The sequence below is a fragment of the Trueperella bernardiae genome (assembly GCF_030246965.1).
Lineage (GTDB): Bacteria > Actinomycetota > Actinomycetes > Actinomycetales > Actinomycetaceae > Trueperella > Trueperella bernardiae.
The window spans coordinates 1,018,592-1,035,262 of record NZ_CP127099.1 but is presented as its reverse complement, the minus strand read 5'-3'; the positions used below and the strand labels follow the sequence as shown (position 1 = coordinate 1,035,262).

The following is a 16,671-nucleotide window of genomic DNA, read 5'->3' as shown; positions in this document are numbered from 1 at the left end:
GAAGAGTGAAACCTGAACTGCGCGATATTCCCGCCCCGGGCCACGTCCGCCTCACCGACCGTGTGGAGCGCTTCCGCGGCCCGATTTTCACCATCTTTGACGACGAGATCGAGTTCGCGGCCGGCGACCGGGCGCGCCGGCAGTGGATGAATCACGACGACGCCGTGGCGATTGTCGCGCTACGCCCCTCGGAGTCGCCGGGGGAGGACTGGGACGTGCTCCTCATTCGCCAGTACCGCCACGCGCCGCGGCGTATCATGTGGGAAATCCCCGCGGGCCTGCGGGATGCGGAGGGGGAGGCCGAGGTGCTGACGGCCGCCCGCGAGCTGCAGGAGGAGACGGATTACGTGGCCACCTCCTGGTACCGCGTGATCAACTTCGTCACCTCGCCCGGGGTGTCGGATGAGGACCTGGGGGTGTTCCTCGCCTTCGACCTCACCCACCGGCCCTCGCCGTCCTTTACCCGACGAGAGGAGGAGGCCGAGATCGTGGTCGAGTGGTGCGGGCTGAATGCGGTCACGAACGCCGTGCTACGCCAGGAGCTGTCCAGCCCCAGCCTGGTGGCGGGCATACTCGCCGCGAACGTCTCCCTCAGCCGCGGTCTCAAGGCCGACGACGAGGTTCGCCTCCCGCTGACGAACTAGCGCTCCGACGCCCCGAGGCGCGCGCCCGCTCTCGCATGAGGGCCGCTACTTGGCGCCTTCTTCGCGCACTGCGAATGTGAGTATGTACGGTGTCGCTGCCCGCGGGTCGACTTGAGATTTCACATTAAAGCAACGATCATGTTTCTTAATGGCGCAAGGAGGTGAAGCGAGTGAATGACCAAGGAACGTACGGGCAGATTCTGCGTCTGATCGTCGAACGCGGGCCGATTACCGCCGGGGAACTTGCCAAGATCCTCGTCCTCACCCCCGCGGCCGTGCGTCGCCACATCGGAGTGCTCGTGGAGGACCGCTTCATCGAAGAATACGACGCCCCGGTGCGCGCTCACGCCCGGCGCGGCCGCCCGTCGCGCAAGTACGTCGCAACCGCCGAGGGTCAGAGCCAGCTTGGCCAGGGATATTCCGACCTGGCAGGTAACGCGCTCGAGTTCGTCCGCAACGCCATGGGCGAAGAGGGCCTGGAGGCCTTCATTCAGGCGCGCGCCGAATCGCTCGTCAAGCGCTACGGGCCGATCCTCGACGCCGCCGGCACCACCCCAGCTGTCCGCGCTGCCGCGCTCACTGACGCCCTCAACCGCGACGGGTACGTGGCCACCCTGCGCCGCGGCGGGCCGAACGCGCTGGCCATCCAGATCTGCCAGGGCCACTGCCCAATCCACGAGAGCGCCGAGGACTACCCGCTCTTGTGCGAGGCAGAAACCGAGGCCTTCGCGCGCCTCCTCGACGTCCCGATTCAACGACTGTCCACCATCGCCGCGGGCGGGCACGTGTGCACCACGAATATCCCGCTCGGGCTACCCAAGAATTTGCGAACTCGTTCACGATCGTCGCGCTCTACGGAACGCGCAACAACTACACCGCCCCACGGCGGCGTCTCGGAAGGAAACTGATGACCCAAACCGCACCGGGTACAAACGAGGGTTTGACCCAGGAAGAAACGATTGCCTCCATTGGCAATTACCAGTACGGGTGGCATGACAAGGATCCGGCAGCTGAGTCCGCTCAGCGCGGCCTGAACGAAGATGTCGTGCGCAACATTTCCGCGCTGAAGAACGAGCCGGAATGGATGCTGAACAAGCGCCTGCGTGCGCTGAAGATGTTCGAGCGTCGGCCCATGCCCACCTGGGGTGCCGACCTGACCGGCATCGATTTCGACCAGATCAAGTACTTCGTGCGCTCCACGGAGAAGACCGCCACCACCTGGGAGGACCTCCCGGAGGACATCAAGCGCACCTACGACCGCCTGGGCATCCCGGAGGCTGAGAAGCAGCGCCTGGTGGCCGGCGTCGCCGCCCAGTACGAGTCCGAGGTGGTCTACCACAAGATCCGCGAGGACCTCGAAGAGCAGGGCGTCATCTTCCTGGACACCGACACGGGCTTGAGGGAATACCCGGAGATCTTCGAAGAATACTTCGGCACCGCGATCCCGCTGGGCGATAACAAGTTCGCCTCCCTCAACTCGGCCGTGTGGTCGGGCGGCTCGTTCGTTTACGTCCCCAAGGGAGTCCACGTTGAGATCCCGCTCCAGGCCTACTTCCGCATCAACACGGAGAACATGGGCCAGTTCGAGCGCACGCTCATCATCGCCGACGAGGGCTCCTCGGTCCACTACGTGGAGGGGTGTACCGCCCCGATCTACAAGTCGGACTCGCTGCACTCCGCCGTCGTTGAAATCTTCGTCAAGAAGGACGCGCGCGTGCGCTACACGACCATCCAGAACTGGTCGAACAACGTCTACAACCTCGTCACGAAGCGCGCGATGGTCGAGCAGGGCGGCACCATGGAGTGGATCGATGGCAACATCGGTTCGAAGGTGACGATGAAATACCCGGCTGTCTACCTCATGGGCGAGCAGGCGCGCGGCGAGACCCTCTCGATCGCGTTCGCCGGCGAGGGCCAGCACCAGGACACCGGTTCGAAGATGGTGCACAACGCACCGAATACGCACAGTTCGATCGTGTCGAAGTCCGTGGCGCGCAGCGGCGGGCGCTCCTCCTACCGCGGCCTGGTCCAGGTTAACGAGAACGCGCGCCACTCGAAGTCGAACGTGCTCTGTGACGCGCTGCTGGTCGACCAGATCTCGCGTTCGGACACCTACCCGTACGTGGACGTGCGTACCGACGACGTGGAGATGGGCCACGAGGCCACCGTGTCGAAGGTGTCGGCCGATCAGCTGTTCTACCTTATGAGCCGCGGAATCGAGGAGACAGAGGCGATGGCGATGATCGTGCGCGGCTTCGTCGAGCCGATCGCCCGCGAACTCCCGATGGAATACGCGCTCGAACTTAACCGCCTTATTGCTCTTCAGATGGAAGGATCCGTTGGCTGATGACTACCATTCAACCCGCAGCGTCTCGAGCGGAGCGTTTGCTCTCCTTTAACCTGGGGGACTTCCCGGTCCCGCAGGGCACGGAGGAGGAGTGGCGCTTCACCCCGCTCGAGCGCATGGAGGACTTCTTCGCCGACGAGGTCTCCGGCGAGCTCCCGGCCATCAGTGCCTCCGAGCCGTCGTTGCTGGAGAAGGTGACGCACGACGACGACCGCCTCGGCCGCATCATGCCCCCGGAGGACCGCGTGGCCGCCCTCGCCTGGAACAGCTCGAAAGATGCCTACGTCCTCACCCTTCCGAAGGATACGAAGCTGGAGCGCGAGGTCGTGGTGACCATCAACGGCTCCGGTTTGAAGGACGTGTCGGCCCTCCACTTGCTCATCGATGCCCAGCCGTTTTCCGAGGCCACTGTTGTGGTCAACCACGTCGGCTCGGCGCGGCTCGCCGAAGGTATCGAGATCGACGTCGAGTCCGGCGCGCACCTGACCTTCGTCACGATCCAGGATTGGGACGACGACGCCGTCCACACCTCCTCCAATCGCGCCCACGTGGCCCGGGATGGCAACCTCAAGCACATCGTGGTTTCGCTCGGCGGCGACCTGGTGCGCACCACCACGTCGGTGGACTTCGGGGGCGAAAACGGCGAGGTCAACCTGCTGGGCGCCTACTTCGTGGACGCCGGCCAGCACATCGAAAACCGCCTGCTCGTGGACCACAACCAGCCCAACTGCAAGTCGAACGCCACCTACAAGGGCGCGCTGCAGGGCGATGACGCGCACTCGGTGTGGATCGGCGACGTGCTGATCCAGCCCAACGCCGAGGGCACGGACACCTATGAGCTCAACCGCAACCTGGTCCTTACCGAGGGCGCGCGCGCCGACTCCGTGCCGAACCTGGAGATCGAGACGGGCGAGATCGAGGGCGCCGGCCACGCCTCTGCCACCGGCCGCTTCGACGATGAGCAGCTGTTCTACCTGCGCTCGCGCGGCATCCCGGAGGATCAGGCGCGCCGGCTGGTAGTGCGCGGTTTCTTCGCCGAGCTCATCAACCAGATCGGCGTGGAGTCGGTGCAGTCCAAGCTCATGGAGTCCATTGAGAAGGAACTCGACATCGTGCTGGAGCTTGCCGAATGAGCGAACGGCCAATCTGCTCCGTGTCGGATGTGGCACCCGGAACCGTGGAGGGATTCACCATGGATGGCAAGGACATCGCGGTGATCCACACGGAGGCCGGGCGCTGGTTCGCCATGGATGATCAGTGCTCGCACGGGCGTTTCAAGCTCTCCCTGGGCGAGGTCTTCGATGACGAAATCGAATGCACCCGTCATGGCGCGGCTTTCAGTGTGGAAACTGGCGAGCCGCTCTCCCCACCGGCCACCGTGCCGATCCAGACCTATCCGGTGCGGGTGGACGGCGAAAGCGTCCTCCTCACGCTGTAACTATTGATCCTCAAGAGAAAAGAAGAAAACTCGTGTCTACTCTCGAAATTAAGAACCTGCACGTGTCCGTTGAGACCGCCGAGGGCCCCAAGCCGATCCTCAAGGGCGTTGACCTGACGATCGAGCACGGCGCGATCCACGCCATCATGGGCCCGAACGGTTCGGGCAAGTCTACGCTCGCCTACGCGATCGCGGGCCACCCGAGCTACACCATCACCGAGGGCGAGATCCTCCTCGATGGGGAGAACATCGTTGAGCTCACCGCCGACGAGCGCGCCAAGGCTGGCCTGTTCCTCGCCATGCAGTACCCGGTGGAGGTGCCGGGCGTGACCGTCACGAACTTCCTGCGTTCGGCCAAGACCGCGATCGACGGCGAGGCCCCCAAGCTGCGCCAGTGGGTCAAGGAGCTGGATGAGGCGATGGTGAACTTCAAGGTGGAGAAGGAGTGGGCCGGCCGCGACGTCAATGTCGGCTTCTCGGGCGGTGAGAAGAAGCGCCTTGAGGTTCTCCAGATGGAGATGCTCAAGCCGAAGTTCGCCGTCCTGGACGAGACCGACTCGGGCCTCGACATCGACGCGCTGCGCCTCGTGTCCGAGGGCGTCAACCGTGTCCATGCCACCAACGGCAACGGCATCATGCTCATCACCCACTACACCCGCATCCTGCGCTACATCAAGCCCGATCACGTGCACGTGTTCGTGGACGGCCGCGTGGCGCTCTCGGGCGGCCCCGAGCTCGCCGATCAGCTTGAGGCCGAGGGTTACGAGCGTTTCGAGAAGTAATGCACTCTGTTGCTCCGCGAGAGGATTTCCCCGTCCTGCAACGTCGTATGCAGGGCGGGGAGGCCCTCGTTTATCTTGATTCTGGCGCCACGTCGCAAAAGCCGCAGGTGGTGATCGACGCCGTCGACCGCCAGGAGCTGCACCACAACGGCGCGGTCAAGCGCGGATCCCACCAGCTGGCCGCCGAGTCCACGGAGGCCTACGAAGGGGCCCGCGCGTCGGTGGCGCGCTTTGTCGGCGCCGATACGGATGAGATCGTGTGGACGAAAAACTCCACCGAGGCCCTCAACCTCGTTGCCTACGCGTTCGACGACATCTCGCGCGGGCGCGGGGAGTCCGTGATTCGCGGCGGGCGCAAGCACGCGGAGAAGCTGCGTCGGGCTCAGGAGCGGATGACGCTGCGGGAGGGCGACAACATCGTCATCACCCGCGCCGAGCACCACGCCAACCTCATCCCGTGGCAGGAGCTGTGCCTGCGCACCGGTGCCGAACTGCGCTGGTTCGAGCTGACGGAGGACGGGCGGATCGACGTCGACCGCGGGATTGCCGACGGGATCGTCGATGAGCGCACGAAGGTAGTTGCCTACGCCCACGTGGCCAACGTGACCGGCGTCGTCGCGCCCGTGGCGCGGATCGTGGAGCTGGCGCGGGGCGTGGGCGCGGTCGTCGTCATGGACGCGTGCCAGTCGGTGCCGCACATGCCGGTGGACTTCCACGCACTCGATGTGGACTTCGCCGTCTTTTCCGGGCACAAGATGCTCGGCCCCACCGGCATCGGCGCGCTCTACGGGCGTAAGGAGCTGCTCGAGGCACTCCCGCCGTTCCTCACGGGCGGGTCGATGGTGGAGATCGTGACCATGGACAAGACCACGTTCGCGATGCCGCCGGCGCGCTTCGAGGCTGGCACGCAGCCGGTTGCGCAGGCCGTGGGCATGGGAGTGGCCGCCGACTACCTCATGAATATCGGGATGGACAGGGTCGAGGAGCACGAGGCCGCCCTCACGGCCCGCGCGCTCGAGGGAATGGCGAAGATCCCGGGCGTGCGCGTGCTTGGCCCCACCGACGCCGGCGACCGGCTCGGTATCGTCAGCTTCGACGTCGACGGCGTCCACCCGCACGACGTCGGCCAGGTGCTCGACTCGAAGGGCATCGCGATCCGGGTGGGCCACCACTGCGCCCAGCCCGTCCACGCCCACTTCGGAGTTCACGCCTCCAGCCGCGCGTCGTTCGGGCCCTACAACACGGCGGAAGAAGTCGACGTGTTCCTCGAGGTACTTTCCGGTGTACGCTCGTTCTTTGGACTAAAGGATTGAGGCGATGAACGAACTCGAACAGATGTACCAGGAGATCATTCTCGACGCCGCGCGCGAACGCCACGGCGAAGGGAGCCTGACCGACCCGGCGGGGGAATCCTTCCAGGTCAACCCCACGTGTGGCGACCAGGTCACCATGCAGGTCAACATCGAGGACGGCAAGATCGCCCTGGCCTGGGACGGGCACGGGTGCTCGATCTCGCAGGCGTCAATCTCGATCATGGCCGAGCTCGTGGACGGCAAGACGGTGGAGGAATTCGACCTGCTCTACCACACCTTCCGCCACATGATGGACCAGCAGGGCGGGGCGATCTCGGACGAGGACGCCGACCTGCTCGAGGACGCCTCGGCCTTCCAAGGCGTCTCCAAGTTCCCCATGCGAATCAAATGCGCGCTGCTGGGATGGATGGCATTGCGCGACGCAACGGACCAGGCCCTCGAGTAGGGCCAAGAAATAGGAGATGGCAGTGACTCAGACACCACCGAACGTCGCAGACATCGAAGAAGCGTTACGCGACGTCATCGACCCCGAATTGGGCATCAACATTGTTGACCTCGGCCTGCTGTACGGCGTCACGCTCGATGGCAACACCGCGATCGCGGACATGACCCTTACCTCAGCCGCATGCCCGCTCACTGACGTCATTGAGGAGCAGGCGCGCCAGGCGGTGGCCGGGCTCGTGGATGACCTCCGGATCAACTGGGTGTGGCTCCCGCCGTGGGGCCCGGAGCGCATCACCGACGACGGGCGCGACCAGCTGCGAGCCCTAGGCTTCAACGTATGAGACGCGTCGCGGCTCTTGCCGCTCTCATGTTGAGCCTGAGCGCCTGCTCGTCCAATTCGCCGATCACCTCGGAGGAGTTTTCGGGCGACGCCGTGGTGATCGACGTACGCACCCTCGAGGAGTACGACGCCGGCCACCTGGATGGCGCCCTCCACCTCGATTGGAATTCCGGGGAATTCGCGTCGGGGATCGCGGAGCTCGATAAGGACGAGCAGTACCTGCTCTACTGCCGCTCGGGCAACCGCGCCGGGCAGGCCAAGGCCCACATGGAGGAGCAAGGATTCACCGACGTGGTCAACCTTGGCTCACTCGAAGAGGCCGCCGAGGCGACCGGGATCTCGATCGTCAAGTAGACGCTTTACGGATGTGCGACGCTCCAGGTGTCGCACGTTTCGTATGTGCCCCCGTTGATACCGCGGGTGAGCCACTCCATGCGCTTCTCGGCAGAGCCGTGGGAGAAGTTGTCCGGGTTGGCCTGCAGGCCCGCGTTTTCGTAGATCCGGTCATCGCCCACGGCCTGGGCGGCGTTCAGCGCGGCACGCAACTCCTCCTGGGTGGGCTGCTTCATGAACGTATTGCCGTTGGCATCGGTGGTGGCGGCGGCGTTGTGGATCCAGGCGCCCGCCAGGCAGTCGGCCTGCAGCTCGGAGCGGACCATAGAGGAGTCCTCGCCACTGGAGCGATGATCGATCTTGTTCAAGTCGCCCGTCAGCAGCTGCATGTGGTGGCCGTATTCGTGGGCAAGGATGTAAAGCTGGGCCAGCGGGGCGTTGTCCGCGCCAAGGCTTTCGAGCTGGTCGAAGAACGTGACGTCGATGTAGATCGTCTGATCGCCCGGGCAGTAGAAGGGCCCGGTTTGCGATGATCCCGCGCCGCACGCGGTGGAGACCTGGCCGGAGAAGAGGTTGAGCGAGGCCGGGCGGTAGCGGATACCCAGCTCCTCGGGGGTCTGGCGGCCCCAGAAGTCGTCGATGGAGTTCTTCCCGCCCACCATGCGGCACTCCACGTACTTGTTGGCGTCTGCGCCCGTTTGGCACATCTGCTCCAGGCTTGCCGACGTGTCTTCGCTCTGGACGGGTGCCTGGTAGGACTGGCCGAAATCGGGCAGGGTGCCGGTGAGGAGGAAGTAGATGACCACTCCCACCAGGCCAAAGCCTCCGATTCCGCCAACTGCGGCGCCGCGTCGGCCCCTGCTCACCCCGGATGTGTTGAGCTGAGCGTTGTCATTGAAGGTCATGCCAGGCCCCTTTCGTGTTCTTTGCCACGAGTCTATCCTGCCCATCCGACAAGTACTGACTCGGGCGCGCAAGCCCGCTCCCGTTAGACTGGGGTAATGATTCAGGGACTCAACGTTCACATGCGCATCGGCGAGCGCGTCCTCCTCAACGAGGTCTCCCTCAACGTCGACCGCGGCAAGCGGATCGGGCTGGTGGGGCGAAATGGCGCCGGAAAGACCACGCTGCTGCGCCTGCTGGCTGGCGAGGAGGCGAGTTCCGACGTCGTCGAACGCGGGGGAGCGATCCACCGGCGCGGCAAGGTCGGCTACCTGCCCCAGGACACCCGCGAGGGGGACCTTACGCAGATCGCGCGCGAACGGATCCTGTCGGTGCGCGGGATTGAGAAGATGATCGCCCGGATCAACCGTGCCGAGCGCGAGATGTCCACCCTCACCGGCCCCAAGCAGCAAAAGGCGATGGAACGCTACGTGCGCCTGGACGCGGAGTTCACCGCCGCCGGGGGATGGGCCGCCAACTCGGAGGCCGCCCGCATCACCGCCGCCCTCGGGCTTCCCGACTGCGTGCTCGACCAGCCGCTCGAGACCCTCTCGGGCGGCCAGCGCCGGCGCGTCGAGCTCGCCCGCGTGCTGTTTTCCGACGCCGAGACCCTGCTGCTCGACGAGCCGACCAACCACCTCGACCATGATTCCATCTTATGGCTGCGCGACTGGCTCAAGGCCTATAGTGGCGGCTACGTCATCGTCTCCCACCACGTCCAGCTGCTGCAGGAGACGGTGAACACGGTGTGGTACCTGGACGCGAACCGCTCCACGCTCGACATCTACAACATGGGCTGGGACAAGTATGTGCTCCAGCGCGAGACGGACGAGAAGCGCCGGCGTCGTGAACGGCAAAACGCGCAGAAGAAGGCCGCGGCCCTCATGGCCCAGGCCGACAAGATGCGCTACAAGGCCACGAAGGCCGTGGCGGCGCAGAACATGGAAAAGCGCGCCGAGCGCATGCTCGAGGGCCTGGAGGCCGAGCGCGCGGCGGAGAAGGTGGCGAACCTGCGCTTCCCCACGCCAGCGCCGTGCGGGAAGACCCCGCTGCGCGGCGAGGGGCTGAGCAAGTCCTACGGCTCGCTCGAGGTGTTCGCGGGCGTGGACCTCGCGATCGACCGCGGCTCGCGCGTGGTGATCCTCGGCCTCAACGGCGCCGGCAAGACCACGCTGCTGCGCCTGCTCGCCCGGGTCGAGCAACCCGACACAGGCGAGGTCCAGGACGGCCACGGCCTCAAGCTCGGCTACTACGCCCAAGAACACGAGTTCATCGACACCGGCGCCAGCGTGTACGAGAACATGCGCCGCGCCGCGCCCACCGAGTTCACGGACACGGACGTGCGCACGGTGCTCGGCTCCTTCCTCTTCTCCGGCGACGACGCCGACAAGCCCGCCGGCGTCCTCTCCGGCGGCGAGAAGACGCGCCTGGCCCTCGCCACGATCGTGGCCAGCGGCGCCAACGTCTTGCTCCTCGACGAGCCGACCAATAACCTCGACCCGGCCTCCCGGGAGAAGATCCTCGACGCGCTGCGCAAGTACGAGGGCGCGGTCGTGCTCGTCACCCACGACGAGGGCGCCGTCAGCGCGCTCGAACCCGAGCGCGTGCTCCTCCTGCCCGACGGGGATGAGGACCTGTGGTCTGATGACTACATCGACCTCATCTCCTTGGCTTAGGCTGGAGCCATGCTCATCATCATGCGCCACGCTAAGGCCGGACACGGCTCGCCCGATCACGCCCGCCCGCTCACCGACCACGGACGCCGGCAGGCCGGCTTCGTCGGGGGAGCGATCGACCGCGCCGTGGGTGAGGTCGACCAGCTCTTCGTCTCCGATGCCGCCCGCACCCTCCAGACCCTCGAGTCGTTGACCTCGGGCGGACTGGTCGTCAAGGAACGCTTCGTGGAGCCGAGCCTGTATTCGGCCGGCGGGGACGACGTCGTGGAGCTGCTACGCGTGGCGGCAAATGGGCGGGTGGTCATGGTGGTCGGGCACGAGCCGACCATGTCCGCCGTGTCCTACCAGCTGTGGGACCGGGTGGGCGAGGCCGGCTTCGCTTCGGGCTTCCCGACGGCGGGGGCGGCGATCTTCGGTGGCGGTCACGCGTGGGAGGAGCTATCCCTTGGTTCGCTCCCGCTGCAGGCCTTCATCCGGGCGCCGATGTAGCAACGCAAGGCGTAGCCCTGAGAGCTACGGGACGGGCGTATGCATCGTCACGAGCGTGGGCGGTATTCAGGCTCTACAGATGATTCGGTGTGCCATGGAATCACGCTAACAAGCCGCCCCTTACACGTCTGGATAGGACGCCATCATCGACTGTGGTCGGTAGATCTTCGGGCACGTTCCATACCGATTGGCTCTGGTGTAATGCCACCTCAAGATGGCAGGCCATTGAACTTCGCAATACGCACACTTCTCAGTTCAATGGGGCACATTGGGTATCATTTTGGCAAAGCCGCGCTTGTCCCGGCACGCATATGGCGACGGCATCAAAGACCAGTAGTTCTAGTACGTGGTGAAGGGCGATACTATGAAACTCAACGTCGCTCTCGCAATCGCCTTCCTCTTCGGGCTCGGCGGTGTTGCCTACGGCACGTACGTCGCATTTATTTACCAGGGCGGAACCACCGAACTCTACCCGTTCGTTATCGCGGCTGTTGCCGGCGCGATCACAGTATGTGCAGGGTGGATCAAGAGCGCGCCGTGGGCAATGGTCGTCGGTTTTAGCATCATGGCCTTGGCGCCCACGGGATTCCTGTGGATCTTCAACCTCGGGGCTGCGATCGGCGCTGGGCTGTCCGTTGTGTCATGCCGCAGAGAGTCTCCAGTGTCCTGCGGCAATAGCTAAACGCTGGGCAGATCGGTACCGAGGTAGGGCGGGTCGCGGCGCGACAGTTTTCTGGAATATACCGGTTGCCGATTGCTATATGGGTCTGGGTGGGTCCACGTTCCGGGGTTGTGTCGAGCCTCCCCGCTTGGCGCGGTTGTATTCGGCCCGGCGCGCCGCCCACTCCGCGCGCAGCTCCGGATCCTCCATGACGAGCTTGACGGTCTGGCAATCCTCCGGGCCCGTCACGTAGAGCTGGCACAGGGTGCACGGCTCCCCGAAACGCAATGGACACATGGGACTAGGCATCGATGTCCCACCCCACGAGGGCCGCGATCGCATCCAGGCGCGGGAAGCTGACCGCGCAGTCGGCCTGCTCGCGCACGATCGGCTTGCCCTGGAAGGCCACGCCGAGCCCCGCGCGTCGCATCATCGGCAGGTCGTTCGCGCCGTCCCCGGCACACAGCACCATATCCTGTTCGATGCCCCACTCGCGATCCCAGCCCTCGATCGCGGCGACCTTGGCGGCGCTGTCGATGACCGGGCCGTAGGTGCGCCCAGTGAGAGCGCCGGATTCGACCTCGAGGCCGTTCGCGACGAAGCGGTCGATCCCCTCGCGCTCCGCGAGCGGACCGACCACCTCGGTAAAGCCGCCCGAGACCAGGCCGAACCTGCCCCCGCGGGCGTGGACGGCCCTGACGAGCCTCTGCGCGCCCGGGGTCAGCTGCACCTCGGCCAGCACGTGGCCGAAAACCCCCTCGCTCACGCCGGCGAGCTTGGCCACCCGGTGGGCCAGGGACTCGGCAAAGTCGAGTTCACCGCGCATCGCGGCCTCAGTCACCGCCCGGACCTCCTCCTCGGCGCCGGCATGGGCCGCCAGCATCTCAATGACCTCGGTGGTAATGAACGTGGAGTCAACATCAGTGACGATCGCCGCCGGGCCGGCCTTCGCCATCGGGCCGGCGATGAGCGCCGAATCGATCGCAAGCGCGATCGCCGGGCCGCGCAGCTCGTCGTAGAACTCGGCACGGGAAGCGTAGCGCGAACCGTAGCTACCCGGGGCGTCCTCGTCTGGGCCGTCAAAGAGCCAGGTGTGGGCGTGCAGGCCAACTGTGGCGACCGGCCGCGCGTCGTAATCGGAGGTCACATCCTCAATCGCCAGCCGCACATGATGGCACAACGATGCCGGGATGGGGTGCGGGGCCACGAGCGAGAAACGATGCAACATGCCTCTAGGCTAGTCGCCGCGCCACATCTACGTCTCGCCATGTCACTAACAGCGAAGTGGGGGCGCCCGAGGCTACCCCCACTTTCTGCCGATGTGCTTAGTGCATCGTGACGCGCATGCCCTTCGGGACCACCACGATTCCGCCGTCGGAAATGTGGAAGCCACGAGCCCGGTCGTGTTCGTGATCGATACCCACCTGGGCGCCCTCGTCCACCTGGACATACTTGTCCAGGATTGCGCCGACCACGGTGGCGTTGCGGCCAACGTTGACGCCGTCGAACAGCACCGAATCGCGTACCGAAGACCACGAATTCACACGCACATGCGGGGAAAGCACCGAGCCGAGGACCTCGCCGCCGGAGATGATGACGCCGGGGGCGATGATCGAATCGAGCGCGTGGCCTAGGCGTTCGCGGTGACCGTAGACGAACTTGGCCGGCGGAAGGCCGGTGTAGCCGGTGTAGAGCGGCCACTTGTCGTTGTACAGGTTGAAGATCGGGTTGACCGAGATGAGGTCCATGTTCGCTTCGTGGAACATGTCGATCGTGCCGACGTCGCGCCAGTAGTTGCGATCGCGTTCGGTGGAGCCGGGCACGTCGTTGAACGTGAAGTCGTAGACGCCGCAGTCGCCGTTCTCCACGAACTTCGGCACGATGTCGCCGCCCATGTCGTGCTTGGACTCGAGGTTGTCCGCGTCCTCGTGCAACACCTGGTAAAGCGCGTCAGCGGTGACGACGTAGTTACCCATCGATGCGAGGATCTCGTTCGGGGAATCCGGCAGGCCGTCCACCTGAGCGGGCTTCTCAAGGAACTGGCGGACCATCTTCGAGTTGTTCGGATCGGTATCGATCACGCCGAAAGACGTGGACATCTCAATCGGCTGGCGAATACCGGAAATCGTCATCCCCACGCCCGTGTCGATATGCTGGCGGACCATCTGGGAGAAGTCCATGCGGTAGATGTTGTCCGCGCCCGTGATAAGGACGTAATCGGGCCGCTCGTCGTCGAGGATATTGAGCGACTGGAAGATCGCGTCCGCCGAGCCGGAGAACCACTCCTTCGACACGCGCTGCTGAGCCGGGACCGGGGAGACGTAGTTGCCCAGCAGGCTCGACATGCGCCACGTCTTGGAAATGTGGCGGTCAAGCGAGTGCGACTTGTACTGCGTCAACACCACGATCTTCAGGTAGCCCGAGTTGACGATGTTGGACAGCGAAAAATCGATGAGGCGGTACGTGCCGCCGAAAGGGACCGCCGGCTTAGCGCGATCCTGCGTAAGCGGCATGAGGCGCTTTCCTTCGCCTCCCGCAAGGACAATGGCAAGTACACGTGGATTTGATCTCATATTCCTAACCATATCCGGTTGGGCCGACGAATTTGTCCGTTCTAACGAATTGCCCAAGCTTTGACGATAGGCTTAAAGAGGCGTTCATCTTTAGGAAAGGAAACCCGATGAGAGTCGATCTGCTCACTCGCGAATACCCGCCTCACGTGTATGGCGGAGCGGGCGTACACGTCACCGAATTGGCGAAGGTTCTTCGCGCACACGCAGAGGTTCACGTCCACGCTTTCGATGGCCCGCGCGAGGAGGAGGGCGTCCACGGGTACACCAATGTGGTTGAGCTGGCCGACGCGAACGGCACGCTCAAGACGCTGGGAGTGGATCTTCTGATCGCCGACAAGACGGGGGAGGCGGACCTCGTCCACTCCCATACGTGGTATGCCAACATGGCCGGCCACCTGTCCAAGCTCATGTACGGTATCCCGCACGTCATCTCAGCCCACTCCCTCGAACCGCTGCGCCCCTGGAAGCGTGAGCAGCTCGGTGGCGGCTACGAGGTCTCGTCCTGGATCGAGAAGACCGCCTACGAGGCGGCTGACGGCATCGTGGCCGTCTCCAACGGCATGCGTGACGACATCCTGCGCGCCTACCCGAACGTGGATCCGGACAAGGTGCGGGTGATCCACAACGGCATTGACCTCGATGACTGGGAGGCCCCGCAGACGCAGGAGGAGTGGGACAAGGCCCGCGAGTACTTCCGCTCCTACGGCCTGGATCCTGATCAGCCCACGATCATCTTCGTCGGCCGCATCACGCGCCAGAAGGGCGTGCCGGGCCTGTTGCGCGCCCTGCGCTACGTGCCGGAGGAGGTGCAGGTGATCCTGTGCGCCGGCGCCCCGGATACCCCGGAGATCCTGGAAGAGACCCGGGCGCTCGTGGAGGAGCTGCAAAAGACGCGCGCCGGCGTGGTCTGGATCGACGAGCACCTACCGCATGACAAGATCGTGGCCCTCGAATCGTGCTCGACCACCTTTGTCACCCCCTCCGTTTACGAGCCGCTCGGCATCGTCAACTTGGAGGCGATGGCGGTGGGCCTGCCGGTGGTTGGCACGGCCTCCGGTGGCATCCCGGACTGCATCGATCACGGCGTGACGGGCACTCTCGTCCCGATCGAGCAGAAGCAGGACGGCACGGGCACGCCGCTTTATCCGGACAAGTTCGAAAAGGACCTGGGCCAGGCGCTGGCGGACATGGTCGCTGATCCGGAGCGCGCCAAGGAGATGGGTAAGGCCGGGCGTAAGCGCGTGGAAGACCACTTCTCGTGGGAATCCATTGCGGTGAAGACCATGGCCTTCTACGACGACATCCTCGGCCGCTAAGAGTCGGACCAATCGCGAGGAGGGTCGGCGTGCGACGAGCGCGCCGGCCCTTCCGTAAACTAGGCTGGTTGATATGGGAGACGTACTTCAGGTAAGCAACGTGGTTGTCCGCCGCGGCGGGCGCCACATCATCGATGGCATTGATTGGTCGGTCAACGAAGGCGAGCGCTGGGTAGTGCTCGGCCCGAACGGCGCGGGCAAGACCACGCTCATCCGCCTCATTTCCGGGCGGATGCACCCGACGTCGGGCAAGGTGACGATCATCGGCGAACAGCTGGGGCACACCGACGTCTCCGAACTCTACCCGCTCGTGGGACTTGCATCCTCGGCGCTCGACCAGCGCATCAACGACGCCGAAACCGTGCTCAACGTCGTGCGCAGCGCGGCCTATGGCATGGTGGGCACGTGGCGCGAGTCCTACGAGGAGCTCGATGACGAGCGGGCGCTCGGCCTGCTCGATGCCCTCGGTGTTGCGGGGCTTGCCGATCAGCGGTGGGGCACCCTGTCCTCGGGGGAGCGCAAGCGCGTGGGCATCGCCCGCGCTCTCATGCCTGACCCGGAGGTGCTGGTCCTGGATGAGCCTGCCTCCGGCCTCGACCTTGGCGGGCGCGAGCAGCTGCTCACCTCGCTGTCCCAGCTGGCGGGCGGCATCTACGCGCCGGTCATCGTGCTCGTCACCCACCACGTGGAGGACATCCCGCAGGGCTTCACCCACGGCCTCCTGCTCAAGGACGGGCAGGTGGCCGCCGCTGGAGAGCTCGAGGAGGTCATGACCTCGAAGACCCTGTCGTCCGTGTTCGGTGTCGACGTCGATCTCTCACTTGACGCCGGCCGTTACACCGCACGGGCGCGGCAGTCGTAGCTCGACGGGCGCGAGCGTCAGCCTTGCACGTATACTGGAGTTGACCAAGGAGGTTATCCATGGCCTGGGGTATTTGGGCGATTATCACGGTAGCTTTGCTCATCGTTGAAACGATCACCGTTGATTTCCTGTTCATGATGTTTTCGGCCGGAACGCTCGCGGCGCTTTTCGTCTCCCTCGCGTCGCCGTCGGCCCTTGCGTTACAGATCGTCGTCTTTGGCATCATCTCTACGCTCGGTATCGCCTTCGTGCGCCCGTGGGCGCGCAGGCACGTCAACGATTCCTCGCGCGGCGAATCCAACGTTTACGCCCTCGCGGGTAGGACCGGTCAGGCCCTGTCGGATATCACCGCTAACGCCGGACGCGTCAAGATCGGCGGTGAAGTTTGGAGCGCGAAGTGCGCCGGCGAACCGATCGATGAGGGCTCGGCCGTTGTCATCCAGTCCGTGGAGGGCGCCCGCGTGGTCGTTACACCTGTCCGCAACGAGTCCTAGAAAAGAAAGTAGGAATC

Annotated in this window: 20 protein-coding genes; 16 read left to right on the top strand and 4 right to left on the bottom strand. The window is 64.8% G+C overall.

Features of this window, described 5'->3' with window-relative positions; genetic code table 11:
* Positions 1 to 5: 5 nt before the first annotated feature.
* The 10 genes from QPC17_RS04825 (at position 6) to QPC17_RS04780 (ending at position 7,662) form a co-directional block, all read left to right on the top strand.
* A complete protein-coding gene (locus QPC17_RS04825; protein ID WP_083200646.1) occupies positions 6 to 644 on the top strand; it encodes an NUDIX domain-containing protein in 639 nt (212 codons plus the stop codon).
* Positions 645 to 814: 170 nt separating this feature from the next.
* Positions 815 to 1,552: a helix-turn-helix transcriptional regulator gene (locus QPC17_RS04820; protein WP_236698635.1), complete on the top strand. Its 738-nt coding sequence runs from the start codon at positions 815 to 817 to the stop codon at positions 1,550 to 1,552.
* Entirely contained in the window at positions 1,552 to 2,991 is a 1,440-nt protein-coding gene (gene sufB / locus QPC17_RS04815; RefSeq protein WP_068539260.1) for a Fe-S cluster assembly protein SufB, read from the top strand. Before QPC17_RS04820 ends, sufB begins: the two co-directional genes overlap by 1 nt.
* Complete coding sequence (sufD, locus tag QPC17_RS04810) at positions 2,991 to 4,124, top strand: Fe-S cluster assembly protein SufD (RefSeq protein ID WP_062612652.1); 1,134 nt, start codon at positions 2,991 to 2,993, stop codon at positions 4,122 to 4,124. The genes sufB and sufD overlap by 1 nt, the downstream gene beginning before the upstream one ends.
* On the top strand, positions 4,121 to 4,429 hold the full coding sequence (locus tag QPC17_RS04805) for a Rieske (2Fe-2S) protein (RefSeq protein WP_062612650.1): 309 nt from the start codon (positions 4,121 to 4,123) through the stop codon (positions 4,427 to 4,429). The genes sufD and QPC17_RS04805 overlap by 4 nt, the downstream gene beginning before the upstream one ends.
* Before the next feature lie 32 nt (positions 4,430 to 4,461).
* Complete coding sequence (gene sufC, locus QPC17_RS04800; protein WP_062612649.1) at positions 4,462 to 5,211, top strand: Fe-S cluster assembly ATPase SufC; 750 nt, start codon at positions 4,462 to 4,464, stop codon at positions 5,209 to 5,211.
* Positions 5,211 to 6,524, top strand: coding sequence for a cysteine desulfurase (locus QPC17_RS04795; protein ID WP_062612647.1), 1,314 nt, complete (start codon positions 5,211 to 5,213; stop codon positions 6,522 to 6,524). The genes sufC and QPC17_RS04795 overlap by 1 nt, the downstream gene beginning before the upstream one ends.
* Before the next feature lie 4 nt (positions 6,525 to 6,528).
* Positions 6,529 to 6,969 carry a Fe-S cluster assembly sulfur transfer protein SufU gene (sufU, locus tag QPC17_RS04790; RefSeq protein ID WP_062612645.1) on the top strand — a complete coding sequence of 147 codons (441 nt, stop codon included), beginning with the start codon at positions 6,529 to 6,531 and terminating at the stop codon, positions 6,967 to 6,969.
* Between the two features lie 16 nt (positions 6,970 to 6,985).
* Positions 6,986 to 7,309, top strand: coding sequence for a metal-sulfur cluster assembly factor (locus QPC17_RS04785; protein ID WP_062612643.1), 324 nt, complete (start codon positions 6,986 to 6,988; stop codon positions 7,307 to 7,309).
* Entirely contained in the window at positions 7,306 to 7,662 is a 357-nt protein-coding gene (locus tag QPC17_RS04780; protein ID WP_062612641.1) for a rhodanese-like domain-containing protein, read from the top strand. The genes QPC17_RS04785 and QPC17_RS04780 overlap by 4 nt, the downstream gene beginning before the upstream one ends.
* A 5-nt stretch (positions 7,663 to 7,667) precedes the next feature.
* On the opposite strand, the gene ypfJ is transcribed toward QPC17_RS04780, so the two are convergent.
* Positions 7,668 to 8,546, bottom strand: coding sequence for a KPN_02809 family neutral zinc metallopeptidase (ypfJ, locus tag QPC17_RS04775; protein WP_285347521.1), 879 nt, complete (start codon positions 8,544 to 8,546; stop codon positions 7,668 to 7,670).
* Between the two features lie 96 nt (positions 8,547 to 8,642).
* On the opposite strand from ypfJ, the gene QPC17_RS04770 reads away from it, so the two are divergent.
* The 3 genes from QPC17_RS04770 to QPC17_RS04760 all read left to right on the top strand — a co-directional run bounded on the left by QPC17_RS04770 (position 8,643) and on the right by QPC17_RS04760 (position 11,430).
* Positions 8,643 to 10,259 carry an ABC-F family ATP-binding cassette domain-containing protein gene (locus tag QPC17_RS04770; RefSeq protein WP_285347520.1) on the top strand — a complete coding sequence of 539 codons (1,617 nt, stop codon included), beginning with the start codon at positions 8,643 to 8,645 and terminating at the stop codon, positions 10,257 to 10,259.
* 9 nt (positions 10,260 to 10,268) lie between these two features.
* Positions 10,269 to 10,748, top strand: a complete 480-nt coding sequence (locus QPC17_RS04765; protein WP_070445250.1) for a SixA phosphatase family protein — start codon at positions 10,269 to 10,271, stop codon at positions 10,746 to 10,748.
* A 364-nt stretch (positions 10,749 to 11,112) separates the two neighbouring features.
* On the top strand, positions 11,113 to 11,430 hold the full coding sequence (locus QPC17_RS04760; RefSeq protein ID WP_062612632.1) for a hypothetical protein: 318 nt from the start codon (positions 11,113 to 11,115) through the stop codon (positions 11,428 to 11,430).
* A gap of 75 nt (positions 11,431 to 11,505) precedes the next feature.
* Here QPC17_RS04760 and QPC17_RS04755 read toward each other — a convergent pair whose 3' ends face one another.
* From QPC17_RS04755 to glgC, 3 genes are all read right to left on the bottom strand, one after another.
* Positions 11,506 to 11,706, bottom strand: coding sequence for a DUF6767 domain-containing protein (locus QPC17_RS04755; RefSeq protein ID WP_101923495.1), 201 nt, complete (start codon positions 11,704 to 11,706; stop codon positions 11,506 to 11,508).
* Positions 11,707 to 11,710: 4 nt separating this feature from the next.
* Positions 11,711 to 12,637 carry a phosphoserine phosphatase SerB gene (gene serB / locus QPC17_RS04750; protein WP_236698634.1) on the bottom strand — a complete coding sequence of 309 codons (927 nt, stop codon included), beginning with the start codon at positions 12,635 to 12,637 and terminating at the stop codon, positions 11,711 to 11,713.
* 97 nt (positions 12,638 to 12,734) lie between these two features.
* Positions 12,735 to 13,982, bottom strand: coding sequence for a glucose-1-phosphate adenylyltransferase (glgC, locus tag QPC17_RS04745; RefSeq protein WP_062612629.1), 1,248 nt, complete (start codon positions 13,980 to 13,982; stop codon positions 12,735 to 12,737).
* A gap of 107 nt (positions 13,983 to 14,089) precedes the next feature.
* Between glgC and glgA the strand changes: the two genes are divergently transcribed.
* The 3 genes from glgA (at position 14,090) to QPC17_RS04730 (ending at position 16,654) form a co-directional block, all read left to right on the top strand.
* Complete coding sequence (gene glgA / locus QPC17_RS04740) at positions 14,090 to 15,298, top strand: glycogen synthase (protein ID WP_285347519.1); 1,209 nt, start codon at positions 14,090 to 14,092, stop codon at positions 15,296 to 15,298.
* Positions 15,299 to 15,371: 73 nt separating this feature from the next.
* Positions 15,372 to 16,160: an ABC transporter ATP-binding protein gene (locus tag QPC17_RS04735; RefSeq protein WP_068539246.1), complete on the top strand. Its 789-nt coding sequence runs from the start codon at positions 15,372 to 15,374 to the stop codon at positions 16,158 to 16,160.
* Between the two features lie 59 nt (positions 16,161 to 16,219).
* Complete coding sequence (locus QPC17_RS04730; protein WP_062612621.1) at positions 16,220 to 16,654, top strand: NfeD family protein; 435 nt, start codon at positions 16,220 to 16,222, stop codon at positions 16,652 to 16,654.
* The last annotated feature ends 17 nt before the right edge of the window (positions 16,655 to 16,671 follow it).

Excerpts from the sequence above, each read along its gene's own strand:
- sufB (WP_068539260.1), top strand. The coding sequence starts at position 1,552 with ATGACCCAAACCGCACCGGGTACAAACGAGGGTTTGACCCAGGAAGAA.
- sufD (WP_062612652.1), top strand. The coding sequence starts at position 2,991 with ATGACTACCATTCAACCCGCAGCGTCTCGAGCGGAGCGTTTGCTCTCC.
- QPC17_RS04805 (WP_062612650.1), top strand. The coding sequence starts at position 4,121 with ATGAGCGAACGGCCAATCTGCTCCGTGTCGGATGTGGCACCCGGAACC.
- QPC17_RS04795 (WP_062612647.1), top strand. The coding sequence starts at position 5,211 with ATGCACTCTGTTGCTCCGCGAGAGGATTTCCCCGTCCTGCAACGTCGT.
- sufU (WP_062612645.1), top strand. The coding sequence starts at position 6,529 with ATGAACGAACTCGAACAGATGTACCAGGAGATCATTCTCGACGCCGCG.
- QPC17_RS04785 (WP_062612643.1), top strand. The coding sequence starts at position 6,986 with ATGGCAGTGACTCAGACACCACCGAACGTCGCAGACATCGAAGAAGCG.
- QPC17_RS04780 (WP_062612641.1), top strand. The coding sequence starts at position 7,306 with ATGAGACGCGTCGCGGCTCTTGCCGCTCTCATGTTGAGCCTGAGCGCC.
- ypfJ (WP_285347521.1), bottom strand. The coding sequence starts at position 8,546 with ATGACCTTCAATGACAACGCTCAGCTCAACACATCCGGGGTGAGCAGG.
- QPC17_RS04770 (WP_285347520.1), top strand. The coding sequence starts at position 8,643 with ATGATTCAGGGACTCAACGTTCACATGCGCATCGGCGAGCGCGTCCTC.
- QPC17_RS04765 (WP_070445250.1), top strand. The coding sequence starts at position 10,269 with ATGCTCATCATCATGCGCCACGCTAAGGCCGGACACGGCTCGCCCGAT.
- QPC17_RS04760 (WP_062612632.1), top strand. The coding sequence starts at position 11,113 with ATGAAACTCAACGTCGCTCTCGCAATCGCCTTCCTCTTCGGGCTCGGC.
- QPC17_RS04755 (WP_101923495.1), bottom strand. The coding sequence starts at position 11,706 with ATGTGTCCATTGCGTTTCGGGGAGCCGTGCACCCTGTGCCAGCTCTAC.
- serB (WP_236698634.1), bottom strand. The coding sequence starts at position 12,637 with ATGTTGCATCGTTTCTCGCTCGTGGCCCCGCACCCCATCCCGGCATCG.
- glgC (WP_062612629.1), bottom strand. The coding sequence starts at position 13,982 with ATGAGATCAAATCCACGTGTACTTGCCATTGTCCTTGCGGGAGGCGAA.
- glgA (WP_285347519.1), top strand. The coding sequence starts at position 14,090 with ATGAGAGTCGATCTGCTCACTCGCGAATACCCGCCTCACGTGTATGGC.
- QPC17_RS04735 (WP_068539246.1), top strand. The coding sequence starts at position 15,372 with ATGGGAGACGTACTTCAGGTAAGCAACGTGGTTGTCCGCCGCGGCGGG.
- QPC17_RS04730 (WP_062612621.1), top strand. The coding sequence starts at position 16,220 with ATGGCCTGGGGTATTTGGGCGATTATCACGGTAGCTTTGCTCATCGTT.